Annotated in this window: 15 protein-coding genes; 11 read left to right on the top strand and 4 right to left on the bottom strand. The window is 69.1% G+C overall.

The genetic code is table 11. The features are described from left to right. The 11 genes from OG709_RS35525 (at window position 1) to OG709_RS35475 (ending at window position 13,337) form a co-directional block, all read left to right on the top strand. A complete protein-coding gene (locus OG709_RS35525) occupies window positions 1-1,848 on the top strand; it encodes an AGE family epimerase/isomerase (RefSeq protein ID WP_266646666.1) in 1,848 nt (615 codons plus the stop codon). Next, a complete protein-coding gene (locus OG709_RS35520) occupies window positions 1,845-2,186 on the top strand; it encodes an STAS domain-containing protein (protein WP_266646664.1) in 342 nt (113 codons plus the stop codon). The genes OG709_RS35525 and OG709_RS35520 overlap by 4 nt, the downstream gene beginning before the upstream one ends. After that, entirely contained in the window at window positions 2,183-4,321 is a 2,139-nt protein-coding gene (gene glgX, locus OG709_RS35515; protein WP_250306221.1) for a glycogen debranching protein GlgX, read from the top strand. The genes OG709_RS35520 and glgX overlap by 4 nt, the downstream gene beginning before the upstream one ends. Before the next feature lie 17 nt (window positions 4,322-4,338). Then, window positions 4,339-4,650 (top strand): anti-sigma factor antagonist, encoded by a 312-nt coding sequence (locus OG709_RS35510; protein WP_250306220.1) that lies wholly within the window; start codon window positions 4,339-4,341, stop codon window positions 4,648-4,650. A gap of 14 nt (window positions 4,651-4,664) precedes the next feature. Beyond that, window positions 4,665-5,153 carry an ATP-binding protein gene (locus OG709_RS35505; protein ID WP_250306218.1) on the top strand — a complete coding sequence of 163 codons (489 nt, stop codon included), beginning with the start codon at window positions 4,665-4,667 and terminating at the stop codon, window positions 5,151-5,153. A gap of 2 nt (window positions 5,154-5,155) precedes the next feature. Beyond that, the gene (locus OG709_RS35500) at window positions 5,156-6,415 is read left to right on the top strand and encodes a PP2C family protein-serine/threonine phosphatase (RefSeq protein ID WP_266646661.1); all 1,260 of its coding nucleotides are present in this window, start codon (window positions 5,156-5,158) and stop codon (window positions 6,413-6,415) included. A gap of 54 nt (window positions 6,416-6,469) precedes the next feature. Then, window positions 6,470-7,237 carry a MinD/ParA family ATP-binding protein gene (locus OG709_RS35495; protein WP_250306215.1) on the top strand — a complete coding sequence of 256 codons (768 nt, stop codon included), beginning with the start codon at window positions 6,470-6,472 and terminating at the stop codon, window positions 7,235-7,237. Window positions 7,238-7,312: 75 nt separating this feature from the next. After that, the gene (locus OG709_RS35490; protein WP_250306213.1) at window positions 7,313-9,400 is read left to right on the top strand and encodes a maltotransferase domain-containing protein; all 2,088 of its coding nucleotides are present in this window, start codon (window positions 7,313-7,315) and stop codon (window positions 9,398-9,400) included. Then, window positions 9,397-11,580, top strand: a complete 2,184-nt coding sequence (gene glgB / locus OG709_RS35485) for a 1,4-alpha-glucan branching protein GlgB (RefSeq protein WP_329169361.1) — start codon at window positions 9,397-9,399, stop codon at window positions 11,578-11,580. The genes OG709_RS35490 and glgB overlap by 4 nt, the downstream gene beginning before the upstream one ends. Before the next feature lie 19 nt (window positions 11,581-11,599). Then, a complete protein-coding gene (locus OG709_RS35480; protein ID WP_250306211.1) occupies window positions 11,600-12,085 on the top strand; it encodes a cation:proton antiporter regulatory subunit in 486 nt (161 codons plus the stop codon). Between the two features lie 4 nt (window positions 12,086-12,089). Next, the gene (locus OG709_RS35475; RefSeq protein WP_250306209.1) at window positions 12,090-13,337 is read left to right on the top strand and encodes a cation:proton antiporter; all 1,248 of its coding nucleotides are present in this window, start codon (window positions 12,090-12,092) and stop codon (window positions 13,335-13,337) included. 298 nt (window positions 13,338-13,635) lie between these two features. Here OG709_RS35475 and OG709_RS35470 read toward each other — a convergent pair whose 3' ends face one another. From OG709_RS35470 to OG709_RS35455, 4 genes are read right to left on the bottom strand one after another with little or no spacing between them, the layout of a single operon-like run. Next, window positions 13,636-14,886, bottom strand: coding sequence for an MFS transporter (locus tag OG709_RS35470; protein ID WP_250306207.1), 1,251 nt, complete (start codon window positions 14,884-14,886; stop codon window positions 13,636-13,638). Window positions 14,887-14,936: 50 nt separating this feature from the next. Continuing rightward, window positions 14,937-15,401 carry a nuclear transport factor 2 family protein gene (locus OG709_RS35465; RefSeq protein WP_266646655.1) on the bottom strand — a complete coding sequence of 155 codons (465 nt, stop codon included), beginning with the start codon at window positions 15,399-15,401 and terminating at the stop codon, window positions 14,937-14,939. Beyond that, window positions 15,398-16,093: an SDR family NAD(P)-dependent oxidoreductase gene (locus OG709_RS35460; protein WP_250306204.1), complete on the bottom strand. Its 696-nt coding sequence runs from the start codon at window positions 16,091-16,093 to the stop codon at window positions 15,398-15,400. The genes OG709_RS35465 and OG709_RS35460 overlap by 4 nt, the downstream gene beginning before the upstream one ends. A gap of 22 nt (window positions 16,094-16,115) precedes the next feature. Beyond that, window positions 16,116-16,424 (bottom strand): muconolactone Delta-isomerase family protein, encoded by a 309-nt coding sequence (locus tag OG709_RS35455; RefSeq protein ID WP_250306203.1) that lies wholly within the window; start codon window positions 16,422-16,424, stop codon window positions 16,116-16,118. Window positions 16,425-16,465 lie beyond the last annotated feature (41 nt).

The following is a 16,465-nucleotide window of genomic DNA, read 5'->3' as shown; positions in this document are numbered from 1 at the left end:
ATGTCAGAGAGTGCCAGGAACGTCGACTTCACCTTCTCGGACACCGTCGCGGGGCGCGTGGCGGGCTTCGACCGCGAGGCCCGTGCCTTCTCCGTGGTCACCGCCGACGGCCGGTCCTTCGAGGTCAGCCTCGACGGTGGTCCCAGCGCCGAGCTGCTGCACAATCTGGGTGAGCCCTATCAGGACGCCACGAGCCACATCGACGAGCTGCTCACCGAGGGCGCCTTCGTCCTCGCCCACGGCATCTTCTACCCGCACAGCGAGACGCTGCGCTTCGAGGCGAAGCGGCTGATCTTCATGGGGCGTGACCCGGAAGACTTCCGCTTCGAGGAGGCCGGCTGGTGGATCCGGCAGATCAAGGAGATAGCCGGCTTCTACCGCAAGGCCCAGTTCGGTGACGGACCCGTCGACTTCGGTGCCTACCGCACGGAGATCCGGCTCGGCGGCGACAAGACCGCCAGCCACGTGCAGGAGACGGACACCATCTCGCGGCTCGTCTACGGCATGGCCTCCGCCTTCCTGCTCACCGGTGACGACGAGTACCTCGAGGTCGCCGAGCGCGGCACCGAGTACCTGCGCGAGCACATGCGGTTCGTGGACACGGACGAGAACGTCGTGTACTGGTACCACGGCCTCAAGGTCGACGGCGACACCGAGAAGAAGCTGTTCACGTCCGAGTTCTCCGACGACTACGACGCGCTTCCCGCCTATGAGCAGATCTACGCGCTGGCCGGGCCCGTGCAGACCTACCGGATCACCGGCGACCCCCGGATCAAGGCGGACGCGGACGCCACCATCAGGCTCTTCGACCGCTTCTACCTGGACCCCGAAGAGGGCGGCTACTTCTCGCACATCGACCCGATCCTGCTCAGCCCCCACCACTCCTCGCTCGGCCCCAACGAGGGGCGGAAGAACTGGAACTCGGTCGGTGACCACGCGCCCGCGTATCTGATCAACCTGTACCTGGCAACCGGCGAACGGAAGTACGCCGACATGCTGGAGTACACCTTCGACACGATCGTCGAGCACTTCCCCGACCTCAAGAACAGCCCGTTCGTGCAGGAACGGTTCCACAAGGACTGGTCGCCCGACACCACCCACGGATGGCAGCAGAACCGCGCGGTCGTCGGGCACAACCTGAAGATCGCCTGGAACCTGATGCGCATGAACGCCCTGCGCCCCAAGGACGTCTATCTCCAGACGGCCCTCTCCCTGGGCGAGTCCATGCCCGAGGTCGGCAGCGACCGCCAGCGGGGCGGCTGGTACGACGTGGTGGAACGCATCAAGGTGGACGGCGAGGAAAGGTTCCGCTTCGCCTGGCACGACCGCAAGGCATGGTGGCAGCAGGAGCAGGCGATCCTCGCCTATCTGATCCTGCACGGAATCACCGGGCGGGTGGACTTCCGCTCCGAGGCGCGCGACGCCCAGTCGTTCTACAACGCGTTCTTCCTCGACCACGACGAGGGCGCCGTCTACTTCAACACCATGGCCAACGGCCTGCCCTACCTTCTCGGTGTCGAGCGCCTCAAGGGCAGCCACTCGATGTCGATGTACCACTCCGCCGAGCTGTGCTACCTGGCAGCCGTCTACAACAACCTGCTCGCGGGCGGCAAGGCGATGGACTTCTGGTTCAAGCCCGACCCCGCCCTGATCGAGGACCGCATCCTGCGGGTCGCTCCCGACCTGCTGCCGGCCGGAACGGTCCGCATCGCGGCCGTGGAGGTCGACGGCGAGGAGCACACCGATTTCAACGCGCAGGCCCTGACCGTGCTCCTGCCCGAGACCTCGGGCCGGGTCAAGGTCAGGGTCCGCCTCGCGCCCAACTCCCGCACGGAGGTGACGGGATGACCGTCAAGGTCAGCTCGCAGGTGCTCCCCGGTGCCACCGTCGTCGCCCTGGAGGGCGAGATCAACTCCACCACCTCCGGCGGACTGCAGTCCCAGCTGCTGCCGTTCATCGGGCAGGGAACCGTGGTCCTGATCGACCTCACCGGTATCTCGTACATCTCGAGTGCCGGCCTGCGCACCCTGCTCATCGTGCACCGCCACGCCCAGCAGCTGGATGCCGAGATCACTCTGGTCGGTCTCTCCGAGGAGGTCTCGTTTGTCATGTCCGCAACGGGGTTCCTGGACTTCTTCAGGATCGCCGAGGACCTGGACGCCGAGCTGGAACGCACGGGCCGATGAGCACACAGGACATCCGGGAGCGCATCGACGCCTTTCCGACGCATCGGATCGGCCCGTACCGGGTCAGGGCCGGCCGGCCCTTCCCGTACGGCGCCACCCCGGTGCCCGGCGGAGTCAACTTCTCGGTCTACTCCGACGGCGCGACCACGATGAGCCTGGTGCTCTTCGAAAAGGGCGCCACACGGCCCAGCGCCGAACTGGAGTTCCCACCGGAGTTCCGCATCGGCAGCGTGTACGCCATGACGGTCTTCGAGCTCGACACGGAGAACCTGGAGTACGGGTTCCGCGCCGACGGGCCCTTCGACCCGGAGCGCGGCGACCGCTTCGACGCCGGTCAGGTGCTCAGCGACCCCTACGCGCGGCTGATCTCCGGGCGCGAGGTGTGGGGCCGGGAGCCGGACTGGGACAACGTCTACCACTACCGCGCGCAGGTGCTGAACGACGACTTCGACTGGGACGGCGACCGGCCGCTGCGCATTCCCGCCGAGGATCTCGTGATCTACGAGACGCACGTCCGCGGCTTCACCCGGCACACCTCCTCGAAGGTGTCGGCGCCGGGCACGTACGCCGGAATGCGGGAGAAGATCCCGTACCTGCGCGAGCTGGGCATCAACTGCCTCGAACTGCTCCCCGTGTTCGAGTTCGACGAGCTGGACAACCCGCGCACCGATCCGGTGACCGGTGAGCGGCTGTACAACTACTGGGGCTACAACACGGTCTCGTTCTTCGCCCCCAAGGCGGGCTACGCCGCCACCGGCCCGTTCGGCATGCAGGCCGACGAGTTCAAGTCGCTGGTCAAGGAGTTGCACAAGGCCGGGATCGAAGTCGTGCTCGACGTGGTCTTCAACCACACGGCCGAAGGCAACGAACAGGGCCCGACCATCTCGTTCCGCGGCCTCGACAACGCCACGTACTACATGCTCACGCCACGCGGCGAGTACTACAACTTCAGTGGCACCGGCAACACCGTCAACTGCAACCACCCCGTGGTCCGGGACTTCGTGCTCTCCTGCCTGCGGCACTGGGTCGCCGAGTACCACATCGACGGATTCCGATTCGACCTGGCGGCCATCCTCGACCGGGCCCCGGACGGCACCCCGCTGCCCAACCCACCGCTGCTCGAACAGCTGGCGTACGACCCGGTCCTGCGTCACACGAAGCTGATCGCCGAGGCGTGGGACGCGGCCGGGCTCTACCAGGTGGGCAACTTTCCCAACTATGGCCGCTGGTCGGAGTGGAACGGGAAGTACCGCGACGCGGTCCGGCGCTTCGTCAAGGGCGAGCCGGGCCTGGTCGGTGAGCTGGCGACCCGGATGGCCGGTTCGCCGGACCTGTACCAGGGACGGACCTCGTCCGCGTCGGTCAACTTCATCACCGCTCACGACGGTTTCACCCTGGCCGACCTGGTCTCGTACAACGACAAGCACAACGAGGCCAACGGCGAGGACAACAACGACGGGGCCAACGACAACAACAGCTGGAACTGCGGCGAGGAGGGGCCCAGCGCCTCCGCGCACGTCCGTGAGCTGCGCATGCGGCAGATGAAGAATCTGCTGACGATCCTGCTGACGAGTCAGGGCATTCCGATGATCCTGGCCGGCGACGAGGTCGGCCGCACCCAGCTGGGCAACAACAACACCTACTGCCAGGACAACGACCTGTCCTGGTTCGACTGGGAACTCGTCAAGGCCAACGCCGACCTCCTGGATTTCGCACGGGCGCTGATCGCCTTCCGGCACGCGCACCCGGTGCTGCGTTCGAGCGACCACCCGACCGGTACGGACCGGGTCGGCAGCGGCTATCCCGACGTCAGCTGGCACGGGGTGCGCGCATGGGCTCCGGACTGGGCCGGCCACGGCAGGGTGCTCGCGATGATGCGATGCGGCAGGCACGCCAAGGGCGGAAGCGTGGCCGACGACCACGTGTACGTCGCCGTGAACGCGCACTGGGAGTCGCACGACCTGGAGCTGCCGACGCTGCCCGACGGGCAGCGTTGGCACCTTTTCGCAGACACGGGCACTGCCGTTCACCGCCTCGGCGGCGAGCCGGAGCTCGAACACCCCGGGCGCTTCCATCTGGGAGCCCACTCCTCGGTCGTCCTCGTGGGCCGCGCGGCTCACCGGACGACCCCATGACCGGAAGGAGAACCATCGTGGCTTTCGACGTGACGCTGAGGATCAACGACAAGGTCGCCACCATCCAACTCACGGGTGAGCTGGATGCGTCGACGGCGGGCGAGTTCCACGCGACGGTCGGCCGGGCGGCCGGGGAGGGCGCCGTCGAACTGGTCATCCGCGCCGAGCAGCTCGACTACTTGTCCAGCGCGGGCCTGCGGTCCCTGGTCTTCGCCCGCCAGAAGATGGGCGACGAGGTGCGCATCGCCATCGTGGGCGCGTCCGAGCCGGTGGCGCGGACCATCCGGCTCGCCGGATTCGACCACAGCATCGATCTCGTGGACGCCTGAAGGGACGAACCGAGATGACGTTCGAATTCGAGGCCGGGGGCACCGGCAGGGCAGCGGGCATCGTGCAGGCGCCCGAGTGCGGGAAGGCGAACGCACTCTGTGTTCCCGCGACGATCGATTCACTGGAACCGGTGACCGGATTCGTTCTCGGTCTGGGCAAGCAGGCCCGCCTCACGGACAGTTCGCTGTACCGATTCCGCCTCGCCGCCGACGAACTGGTCACGAACATCGTCGTGCACGGATACCGCGGTGAGCCGGGCCAGATCACCGTGGACGGCGGGATCGACCCGGGTGACGTATGGGTCCGCTTCCAGGACGACGCCCCGGCGTTCGACCCGAGACAGGGCATGCGCGAGCCTGCGCTCGACGTGCCGCTCGCGGAGCGGCAGATCGGCGGCCTGGGCGTTTTCCTGGCGTTCACAGCGGTGGACACCTTCGAGTACGAGCTCGTCGCGGGGCGCAATGTGAGCACCCTCGTGATGCGCCGGCCGGCAGTGGAGTAGACGTGACGGAGATCGCGCAGACGAGAGTGCTGATACTGGACGAGCGGCGGGACGTTCCAGCAGGGCTGTCCAAGGCACTGGACGCCGTGGGTGCCGAGACGCACACCTGCACACCGGGCGATGTACTCGCGGCGTCGCGCGGTCGGATGCCGGCGGTGACCGCTCTGCTCGCGAACGCGACGCTGTCGCCCCACACCGTCAGGTCGGTGGCCCGAAGGCTGGCGGACGAGGGGCAGCAGCCCACCGTGGTGGCGTACGCGGAGCACGACCTGCACCTCCTCGACGGCCATGTGCGCGCGGGCTCCGACTATCTGCTGCCGCCGTTCCACCCCGTCCTGGTGGAAGCACGGCTGCGCGACTGCCATCAGCACGCCGAACTCAACCGGAACATGGAGGAGGTCGCCGCACACGCCGAACTGCTCAGCTATGAGCGGGAGTTGGAGATAGGACGGGAGATCCAGCTGGGGTTCCTGCCGGACTCGCTGCCCAGTCCCGACAACTGGGACATCCAGGTGCGCTTCAGACCGGCGCGCACCGTGGCCGGGGACTTCTACGACGTCTTCGAACTGGTCAACCGGCGCCGTCTCGCCCTCGTCGTGGCCGATGTGTGCGACAAGGGGGTCGGCGCGGCCCTGTTCATGGCCCTCATCCGCTCGCTGCTGCGACACACCGCGGAGCAGAGCGGCCTCCAGAACCTCATCGCGGCGGACCTCATGGGAGAGGAGTCCGGCGGAGCCGAGCACACGCGGGCCATCCCGGTCGTCGGCGCGACCCCGCTGCTGAACGCGGTCGTGGGCACCAACAGCTACCTGACCCGCAACCACATCAAGCAGGGCTACTTCGCCACCATGTTCTTCGGCGTCCTGGACCCGGTCACCGGCAACCTCGTCTACATCAACGGTGGGCACAACCCACCCGTCCTCGTGAGCGGAAGCGGCCACGAACCGGTGCTGCTCCAGCCGACGGGGCCGGTCGTGGGCGTCATGCCGGACTGCACCTTCTCGCTGGGCTACGCGCAGATCAGCCCCGGGGACACACTCTTCATCTACACCGACGGGGTCACCGAGGCCCGCTCGGAGACCGGGCGCTTCTTCGGGGAGGACTTCCTCGTCCAGCAGCTGACCGAGGCCAGCGTGCGCGGCGAGGAGCTGCTCGACCACATGGACGGCGCGCTCAGCGATTTCGTAGGCCTGGCCGAACAGTCCGACGACATCACGATGCTGGCCGTGCACTGGCAGGCACCGACCGGGGGCGCCGACTGACCGGGCCGATCACCGGCCGACGCGCCAACTCCCAGAAACCGTCAGGTGGAGAATATGTCGCAGATCATCACGGTGCACTCCTACCGAGGGGGCACCGGCAAATCCAGCACGGCCGCCAACCTCGGGTTGCTGCTGGCCTCCTCGGGCCTGCGGGTCGCTCTGGTGGATACCGACATTCAGACGCCTGCTCTGGACGTCATGTTCGACGACGTGGTGGTCCCCGCGCGGCGTTCGCTCACCGACTACCTCATCGGCCACTGCGAGATCGAGGAGGCGGCGTACGCCGTCGACCAGAGCGCCGGGCACGACGGGTTCTTCCTGGTTCCGGCCAGGAGCCAGGCCACGGGGGTCAGTGAAATCATGGGCCTCGGCTACGACGTGGGCCTGCTGCGCGAGGGCTTCGACCGGCTCATCGACACCCTGGCCCTCGACGTTCTGCTGCTCGACACGCACGCGGGGTTCAACAACGAGACCGTGACCGCGATGGCGAGTTCGGACGCGCTCGTCGTCGTGACCCGGGCGGACCGCCTGGACCTCGCGGGTGCCAAGGAGACGATGGCACTGGCGAGCCGGCTCGGGTTCGGAGCCATGAGCATTGCCGTGAACATGGCGCCCGACGGTGCCGTCGGCGACCGGCTGCGCGGCAAGGTCGAGACCGCGTACAACACCCGCATCACCACGGTGCTGCCGTACGCACCCGAGATGGCGTCGCTCGCAGGGGAACGGGTGTTCTCCAAGGCGTATCCGCAGCATCCGCTGGTGTCGGGATACCGCCGGATCATCTCCGAAGTCAGCAACGGGACCACCGCGATCCGGCGCTGACCGACGCGAACCGCTCGCACCACCGAGCACCTAATCATCCGCAACCGCACCCCGGTGCAAGGAGGCACGAGCACTATGGAGGGCAAGCTCATGCAGCGCGATGCGACGTCGCGCCCGACCGCCGCACCACCGACCGGCGGACCGACCGGCCGACAGGGGTCCGGGCCGGGTGTGGGCCGTATCCCTGTCGTGGACGTGTCGCCCCGGGTGGACGGCGCCCGCACCCCCGCCCGCGCCGTACCCGGGGAAGAGTTCGAGGTCTCGGCCACCGTCTTCCTGGAAGGACATGACGCGGTCGGCGCCGGTGTGGTGCTCACCGACCCCCACGGCCATGCGGGCGACCGGATCCCGATGCGCCTCACGGCCCCCGGGACGGACCGCTACACCGCGTGGGTCAGCGCCGCACGGGAGGGCGAGTGGACCTACCGGGTGGAAGCGTGGACGGACCCCTGGGCAACGTGGTGCCAGGTCGCGGAAATCAAGATTCCGGCCGGGTCCGAGTCCGAACTGGTCCTGGAGGAAGGCGCGTTGCTCTTGGAGCAGGCGGCCGGAGCGGCCCCGGCCGACGCTGCGGAGCAGCTGGCCTGGGGAGCCGGGATGCTGCGCGACGAGCGCCTCGACGCGCAGGGGCGGCTCGCCGCGGTCACCGGTTCCCCCGTGACCGCCCTGCTCGCCGCCCACCCGCTGCACAGGCTGCTCACCCGCTCGCCGGAACTGCCGCTGCGGGTGGACCGGGAACGGGCGCTGTACGGCGCGTGGTACGAGTTCTTCCCCCGGTCCGAGGGGGCCGTCGTCACCGGGGCGGTGAACGGTGTGGTGGAGCCACCGCGGCCGGGCACGCTGCGGACCGCGGCCAAGCGGCTGGAAGCCGTGGCGGACATGGGCTTCGACGTGGTCTATCTGCCACCGGTCCACCCGATCGGCACCACCCACCGCAAGGGCGCCGGCAACGCGCTCGAAGCGGGCCCGCACGATCCCGGATCGCCCTGGGCGATCGGATCGGCCGCGGGCGGACACGACGCGATCCACCCGGACCTGGGCACGCTGGAGGACTTCGACCACTTCGTGGCGCGCGCCGGTGAACTGGGCCTCGAAGTGGCCCTGGACTTCGCCCTCCAGTGCTCCCCCGACCATCCGTGGGTCGCACAGCACCCGGAGTGGTTCCGCCACCGGGCCGACGGCTCGATCGCGTTCGCCGAGAACCCGCCGAAGAAGTACCAGGACATCTACCCGATCGACTTCGACACCGATCCGGACGGGCTGCACACGGAGTGCCTGCGCGTGCTGCGGCACTGGATGGACCACGGCGTACGGATCTTCCGCGTCGACAATCCGCACACCAAGCCCGTCGCATTCTGGGAACGGCTGATCGAAGCGGTGCACGCGAGCGACCCCGATGTCCTCTTCCTCGCCGAGGCGTTCACCCGCCCGGCCATGCTGCACGCCCTGGCACGCGCGGGGTTCCACCAGTCGTACACGTACTTCACCTGGCGCAACTCCAAGGACGAGGTGGAGAGCTATCTCTCCGAACTGGCCGGCCTCGGCGGCGAGGAGAGCTCGGCCTACCTGCGGCCCAATCTCTTCGTCAACACACCCGACATCCTCAACGCCTACCTCCAGTACGGCGGCCGGGCGGCCTTCGCGGTTCGTGCGGTACTCGCCGCCATGGCCGGTCCGGCGTGGGGCGTGTACGCCGGGTACGAGCTGTACGAGAACGTGCCCATGGGACCCGGGAGCGAGGAGTACCTGGACTCCGAGAAGTTCCAGCTGCGTCCTCGCGACTGGGCGGGCGCGGAGACCGCGGGCAACTCCCTGACCCCCCTGATCCGCGCGCTCAACGACATCAGGCGCACCCATCCGGCCCTGCACCAGCTGCGCAACCTTCGCTTCCACCGCACCGACAACGACGCGGTGATGTGCTTCTCCAAGCGTGCCGCCGGGGGCGACTGGGTCCTCGTCGTGCTCAATCTCGACCCGCACGAAACGCGCGAGGCGACGGTCACCGTCGATCTGCCCGCCCTCGGCCTGGAGCGCTCGGAGACCTTCGAGGTACGCGACGCCCTGTCCGGCGAGAGCTACCGCTGGGGCCGCGACAACTACGTACGCCTCGATCCGCACCATCGAGTGGCCCACATTCTCACGGACGGGACTTCTCAGTCGTGACGACCGCACAGCTTCCAACGGCCCTGCCCGCCACCCGTCTCAAGCGGCTCACCACGGGAGAGCTCAGCGATCCGCACGCGCTGCTCGGCCCGCACCGGTCCGCCGGGGCCACGACCGTGCGGGTGCTGAGGCCGCTCGCCGACCAGGTGTGGCTGACCACGTCGTCGGGCGAGCCGCTGGGCGAGCTGGAGCACCAGGGCGAGGGGGTGTTCGCGGGCAGGCTGGCGGGCACGGCCGTTCCCGACTACCGGGTGCGCGTCCGCTACGGCGCCGACCTCTTCGACTACGACGATCCCTACCGCTTCCTGCCCACCCTCGGTGAACTCGACCTGCACCTGATTCACGAGGGCCGGCACGAGCAGCTGTGGCAGGTGCTCGGAGCGCGGGTGTGCGAGCACGAGTCCGGCTGGGGCACGTCCGCCGGTACGGCGTTCGCCGTGTGGGCCCCGAACGCGCGGGCCGTGCGCGTGGTCGGCGACTTCAACCACTGGGACGGCAGGACCCACCCGATGCGCTCACTCGGCGCGAGCGGGGTGTGGGAGCTGTTCGTCCCCGGCGTCGGCGAGGGCTGCCGGTACAAGTACGAGATCCTCACCCCGGACGGCCGCTGGATTCAGAAGGCGGACCCCTTGGCCGCCTCGGCCGAGGCGGCTCCGGGCACTGCCTCCATCGTCTTCCGCTCCCGTCACGACTGGGGTGACGACGACTGGACGGCCCGGCGCGGCGAATGCACCGCGGACCGGTCCGCGATGAGCGTCTACGAGGTGCACCTGGGATCGTGGCGTCCCGGCCTCGGCTACCGCGAGCTCGCGGTCGAACTGCCCGCCTACGTCAAGGCGTTGGGCTTCACCCATGTCGAGCTCATGCCGGTGGCGGAGCATCCCTTCGGGGGCTCCTGGGGCTATCAGGTGTCCTCGTACTACGCCCCGGCGGCAGGCCTCGGGAGCCCCGACGACTTCCGGGCCCTCGTCGACGCGCTGCACAGGGCGGGCATAGGCGTCATCGTGGACTGGGTCCCCGCCCACTTCCCCAAGGACGAGTGGGCCCTGGCCCGCTTCGACGGGACCACTCTGTACGAACACCCGGATCCGCGCCGCGGGGAGCACCCCGACTGGGGGACGCTCGTCTTCGACTACGGGCGGAACGAGGTGCGCAACTTCCTCGTCGCGAACGCGGTGTACTGGTGCGAGGAGTTCCACATCGACGGCCTGCGCGTCGATGCCGTCGCCTCCATGCTCTACCTCGACTACTCACGCCCCGACGGCGCATGGCTGCCGAACGTGTACGGAGGCCGCGAGAACCTGGAAGCGGTGGAGTTCCTCCAGGAGATGAACGCCACGGTGCCCCGGCGCTGCCCCGGTGTCCTGACCATCGCGGAGGAGTCCACGGCCTGGGACGGCGTCACCCGGCGCACCGACCAGGGCGGGCTCGGCTTCACCCTGAAGTGGAACATGGGCTGGATGCACGACTCGCTGTCGTACATGGCCGAGGACCCGGTGCACCGGCAGTACCGCCACCACTCCATGACGTTCCCGATGGTGTACGCGTACGCGGAGAACTACACCCTGCCGATCAGCCATGACGAAGTCGTGCACGGCAAGGGCTCGCTGCTCACCAAGATGCCCGGGGACCGCTGGCAGCAACTGGCCAACCTGCGTGCCTTCCTCTCCTTCATGTGGGCCTTCCCCGGCAAGCAACTCCTCTTCATGGGCCAGGAGTTCGCCCAGGACACCGAGTGGTCCCACGAGCGCGGCCCCGACTGGTCCGTCCTGCGGCACGACGCGCACGCGGCCGTGCGCGACCTGGTGCGCGACCTCAACCGCACCTACCTCGACGACCCCGCGCTGTGGAGCCTCGACACCCGGCCGGAGGGTTTTCGCTGGATCGACGCGGACGCGGCCGAGGACAACGTCTACTCCTTCGTGCGGTACGGCGAGGGGGGCGAGTCGCTGGTGTGCGTCTTCCACTTCCAGCCCACGGTCCGGCACGACTTCCGCCTGGCGCTGCCGGAGCCGGGGCACTGGACCGAGGTGCTCAACACGGACGCGGCGCAGTACGGCGGCTCCGGGGTCACCAACCCCGGGCGCATCCACGCCGTTCCCGAGGCCCGGCAAGGGCTGCCGGCCAGCGCGAGCGTCGTCCTGCCGCCGCTGGGCGCTGTGTGGTTCCGCAAGCAATGACGCAGCCGAAGGAGACACCATGCCCGCTCCCCGTCTGAGGACCACCCCGTTGCCCGGCATCGGGGTGCAGTACGAGCTCACCACGCGGCGGCACGACACGCTGTCGGTGATCGCGCACCGCGACCGCACCCGCACCCTGAACGTGCACCACGACGACGACCCGGACTCCTGCGGCCTCTCGCTGCCGTTGACCGGGGCCGAGGCCCTGTCCCTCGCCGACGCCCTGCTGCCCAGTCACAACAGCCCGAACCTGCTGCACACCAGCGACTTCGGACTGCTGGCCGAGCAGGTCACCATCACCGGCCCCTCGTACTGGAACGGGCGCACCCTGGGAGAGACGAGGATGCGCACCGACACCGGGGCCTCCATCGTCGCTGTCATGCGCCGGTCCCACGCGATCCCCTCGCCCGGACCCGACTTCCGCCTGCTCTCGGGCGACATCGTGATCGTCATCGGGACGCGGGAAGGCGTGGACGGCGCCCACGAGATCCTCGAGCGGGGCTGATCACGTGCACTCCGCGGTCTTTCTGATCGAGTTCGGGGCGATCGTGCTGGTGCTCGGCCTGCTCGGCCGCTTCGCCGTACGCCTCAGGTTCTCTCCGATCCCGCTCTATCTGCTGGCGGGACTGCTGTTCGGCGCCGGCGGCATCGTCCCGCTGGGCGGCAGCGAGGAGTTCATCGAGGTCGGTGCCGAGATCGGTGTGGTGCTGCTGCTCCTGATGCTCGGTCTGGAGTACACGGCGGGCGATCTCGTCGGTCACCTCAAGACCCAGGCCCCGGCGGGAGCGGTCGACTTCGTGCTCAACGCGGTCCCCGGAGCCGCCGCGGCTCTGCTGCTCGGCTGGGGGCCGGTGGCCGCCGTGGTGCTCGCGGGCGTCACCTGGGTCTCGTCGTCCGGCGTCATCGCGAAGGTGCTCGGCGACCTGGGCCGGCTCGGCAATCGGGAGAGCCCGGTCGTCCTCGGCATCCTCGTGCTCGAAGACCTGGCCATGGCGCTCTACCTGCCGATCCTGACGGCGGTGCTGGCCGGTTCGGGCTGGCTGGCAGGGGGTGTGACCCTGGGCATCGCACTCGCGGCGGTCAGTACTGTCCTGCTCGTCGCGGTGCGCTACGGGCGGGTCATCTCGCGCTTCGTGTCCAGCGACGACCCGGAGAAGCTGTTGCTCGTCGTCCTGGGCACGACGCTGCTCGTCTCCGGTGTGGCCCAGCAGCTGCAGGTGTCGGCGGCGGTGGGGGCGTTCCTCGTGGGTATCGCCCTGTCGGGCGAGGTGGCCGAGAACACCCATCACCTGCTGATGCCGCTACGGGATCTCTTCGCCGCCGTGTTCTTCGTGTTCTTCGGTCTGAGCACCGATCCCAGCACCATCCCGTCGGTGCTGCTGCCCGCACTCGCGTTGGCGGTGCTCACCGCCCTGACGAAGATCGGAACCGGGTACTGGGCCGCGAAGCGCGGAGGCATTGCGGAGCGGGGGCGGTGGCGGGCCGGCGGCGCCCTGGTCGCGCGGGGCGAGTTCTCCATCGTGATCGCCGGGCTCGCGGTCTCCGCCGGTGCCGTGGATCCCTCTCTGGGGCCGTTGGCCACCGCGTACGTTCTGCTCCTCGTCGTCATGGGTCCCCTTGCGGCCCGTTTCACGGAGCCGATCGCCCAGCGGATCTTCCTGTGGCGCGGCAAGGAGTACCCCGCCGCGAGTCCCGGACGGCGGCCCCTGGCACCCCGGCCGGCCGAGCCGGAGCCCACGGGCGCGGCATCCGAATGATGTCGTGACCGGGACCGGCCGCCTCCCGGGGCCGGAGCGAAGGCCTTCCTGCCGAGCGGAACCTCGTCATCACGTACCGACGTCCGCACGTACCGACGTCCGCGGACGGCCTGCTCTGGAAGAAGGACCAGTTGTGGGTCGTCCCGTTCGACTCGGAGAGCATCAACCGGCTCGCCCCTGTCCTTCGGTTCCCCCTCGGCCTGCCGTTCCCGGTGGCCCGGTTGAGCGGTGTCCGAACGACGAAGCCCGTTGCCGCGGCGCCCTGAGGCGCTGCGGCAACGGGCTTCGGTCCCGAAGGTCAGCCTCCGGTGGAGACGGGTGTGTTGTCGCTCGCGGCAGCCGGCGCGGAGCCGGCCGCCGGGGCCTGGACGCCAGGCACCTTGAGGAACCGGGTGGCCCAGACCACGGGCAGCGCGATGACGGCGAAGACCAGTGCGATCAGCGGGACGTCGTCGATGCCGAAGGCGGTCAGGGCCCAGCCGCCGATCGCGGCGCCGGAGGCGACACCTACGTTCGCGGCGGACGCGCCCAGGGTGGCGGCGAGATCGGCGCCCTCCCCGGCCAGCGAGATGACGCGCAGCTGGAGCGCCGGGGTGACACCGAAACCGACGATGCCCCAGAGCGCCAGGGCCACACCGACCAGCGGCGGGCTGTCGCGGAAGAAGTACAGGCCGAGCAGACCCACGATGAGTACGCCGTTGCCGACGAGCAGGGTCCGCGAGGCGTTGATGTCGGCGAGGCGCCCGCCCGCGAAGGTGCCGACAGCGCTGAACACACCGAAGATCATCAGGAAGACGCTCACCATGGCGCCCTTGATGCCGGTGACGTCCTCCAAGAACGCCGCCAGATACGTGAAGGCGATGAACTGCGATCCCATGAGCAGCACTTCGGAACCCAGCATGGCCAACACCCGGGGGTGGAAGGCGTGCTGGGCCTGGGAGGCCAGGCCGCCCGAACCTCTGCCCCTGACCGACGGCACCCAGATCATGATCACGACGAAGGCGGCGAGGCCGAGGACGGCCACGCCGGCGAACGTGGCCTGCCAGCCGAGGTTCTGGCCCAGCAGGGTACCGAGCGGCACACCGAGCACCGTCGACACAGAGATGCCGCCGAAGACCAGGCCGACGGCCTGACCGCGGTGCTCGGGCGCGACCAGACCCGTGGCGACGGCGGAGGCCGCGCCCAGGAACAGGCCGTGCAGGGCACCGCAGAGTACGCGCGCGACGACCAGCAGGCCGAAGAGCCCGGCGAAGACCGCGGCGAGGTTGCCGAGGACGAAGACGGCGAGCGCTGCGCACAGGAGGGTGTGGCGCGACACCTTGATGGTCGCCGCCGTGACGATCGGGCCGCCGATGGAGATGCCGAGCGCGTAGGCGGTGACCAGCAGGCCCGCCGTGCTCAGTGAGACGTCCAGATCGTCGGCGATGAGATTGAGGACGCCGACGATGACCAGCTCGGCGGTGCCGATGACGAAAGCGCCCAGTCCTAGGGCGCCCAGGGCGAGCTTGTTGCGCGTCTCGCCGGGTGCCGACGCGGTGGCGGTACTCATGGGAGAGCCACTCCTTGGGAAGAGGACGGAAGGAGAAACCGAAGGCGCGGTCAGGCGTACCGGAGGTCGAGCCTGGCAATGCGGCCGTCGCGCAGATCGAACTCGTAGTCGGCCTCGAAACCGCCGACGCCCTGGGGTGCGAAGCGCACGAGCAGCGTCGTGCCGTTGGTCTTCGGGGTGTTCTTCAGAACGGTGAGTCTGCCGCCGTTGACCTCGTCGCGGGCCCAGTCCCTGATCGCTGCCCGGCCGTGGAAGCTGCGCCCGGTGTCGTTGACGGTGGCCTGCGGCGCGAAGACGGCCACCAGTGCGTTCACGTCGCGGGAGTCGACGGCGTCGACGTAGCCGCGCACGGCCGGTTCCAGCGCGGTCAGGGCCGCCGGGTCGTGCTCGTCGGGGGTGTCGCGGACGGCTTCCTTCGCCGCGACGCGGACGTGGTCGCCGGTCACGACCGTCACGGCGAGCACGACGACGGCCACCAGGACGGCGGCAACGGCCGCGATGCGGGCCGCGCTCACCAGTCGATCCTTCTGCGGTTGCGGAAGAACCCCCCGGTGGGCCCGGAGTCGGGCAGGCGCGCCAGCCAGCTCACGGTGTCGGCGCCCTCCTCGACACCGGTCGGCGCCCCGCGGCCCCCCATGTCCGTACGGACCCAGCCCGGACAGGCCGCGTTGACCTTGACGCTCGCCGGCACCGCGGCGGACACCACCAGGGTCAGCGCGTTGAGCGCTGCCTTGGAGATGCCGTAGGCAGCCGGGGACGGCACGTTGCCGGTGAGGGCGCCGAGCCCGGAGGAGACGTTCACCACCCGGCCGTAGCCGCGCTGCGCCATGCCGGGGCAGAACGCCTGGCAGGTGCGGAACGCTCCCATGAGGTTCGTGTCCAGGGCTCGGCGCATGGTGTCCTCGTCGAGCGAGAAGTACGAGACGGTCGGGTAGATTCCGGCGTTGTTGACCAGGACGTCGCATTCGATCCCGTCGTCGGCCAGCCGCTGCGCGCATGCCTCGACGCTCTCGGCGTCGGTGACATCCAGCTCCTCCACCCGGATGCGCGGGCTGTCGAGCCCACGCGCAGCCGCTCGACCGCGCGTGAGATCGCGCGCGGCCAGCACGACGTCGAGGCCGGCCCGATCGAGCTGCCGGACGGTCTCGAGACCGATGCCGCGGCTCGCGCCCGTGACGAGGGCGGTGCGGTTGCGTTGCCGGTTCACGTCTTCGGACTCCTCGCTGCGGTCAGACCTTGTAGCGCTGCTTGACGTCCTCGGCGAAGCCGAGGTAATCGCGCAGCGGCCAGACGGTCTCGAACTCCAGGTACTCCCGCATGGGGAGCCGGCCGAGCGCGGTGCGGTCGAGCTCCTCGGCATCCGGTGATTCGATGATGGCTATGACGCGCTTCTGCGCGGCGACCTTCCAGATGCCCACGCAGAAGCCGGAGTCCACCGTCTCCTGGGCGTGGACCGCTTCGTCCTGCTCGAGCTCCCACAGCTCGTCGAGGGTGATGCGCCCTTCGTGCTTCCATTTCATCTGAACGTAGAAAAGCATGCTTCAACTCCGCTTCCGTGGAAGGCTGTTGGGAGATGGGG

Source organism: Streptomyces sp. NBC_01267 (assembly GCF_036241575.1).
Lineage (GTDB): Bacteria > Actinomycetota > Actinomycetes > Streptomycetales > Streptomycetaceae > Streptomyces.
The sequence above is the reverse complement of the archived record's forward strand: the minus strand, read 5'-3'. Positions and strand labels throughout refer to the sequence as shown.

Coding starts and splice junctions, on each gene's coding strand:
- OG709_RS35525 (WP_266646666.1), top strand. CDS start 1: ATGTCAGAGAGTGCCAGGAACGTCGACTTCACCTTCTCGGACACCGTC.
- OG709_RS35520 (WP_266646664.1), top strand. CDS start 1,845: ATGACCGTCAAGGTCAGCTCGCAGGTGCTCCCCGGTGCCACCGTCGTC.
- glgX (WP_250306221.1), top strand. CDS start 2,183: ATGAGCACACAGGACATCCGGGAGCGCATCGACGCCTTTCCGACGCAT.
- OG709_RS35505 (WP_250306218.1), top strand. CDS start 4,665: ATGACGTTCGAATTCGAGGCCGGGGGCACCGGCAGGGCAGCGGGCATC.
- OG709_RS35495 (WP_250306215.1), top strand. CDS start 6,470: ATGTCGCAGATCATCACGGTGCACTCCTACCGAGGGGGCACCGGCAAA.
- OG709_RS35490 (WP_250306213.1), top strand. CDS start 7,313: ATGGAGGGCAAGCTCATGCAGCGCGATGCGACGTCGCGCCCGACCGCC.
- OG709_RS35480 (WP_250306211.1), top strand. CDS start 11,600: ATGCCCGCTCCCCGTCTGAGGACCACCCCGTTGCCCGGCATCGGGGTG.
- OG709_RS35470 (WP_250306207.1), bottom strand. CDS start 14,886: ATGAGTACCGCCACCGCGTCGGCACCCGGCGAGACGCGCAACAAGCTC.
- OG709_RS35455 (WP_250306203.1), bottom strand. CDS start 16,424: ATGCTTTTCTACGTTCAGATGAAATGGAAGCACGAAGGGCGCATCACC.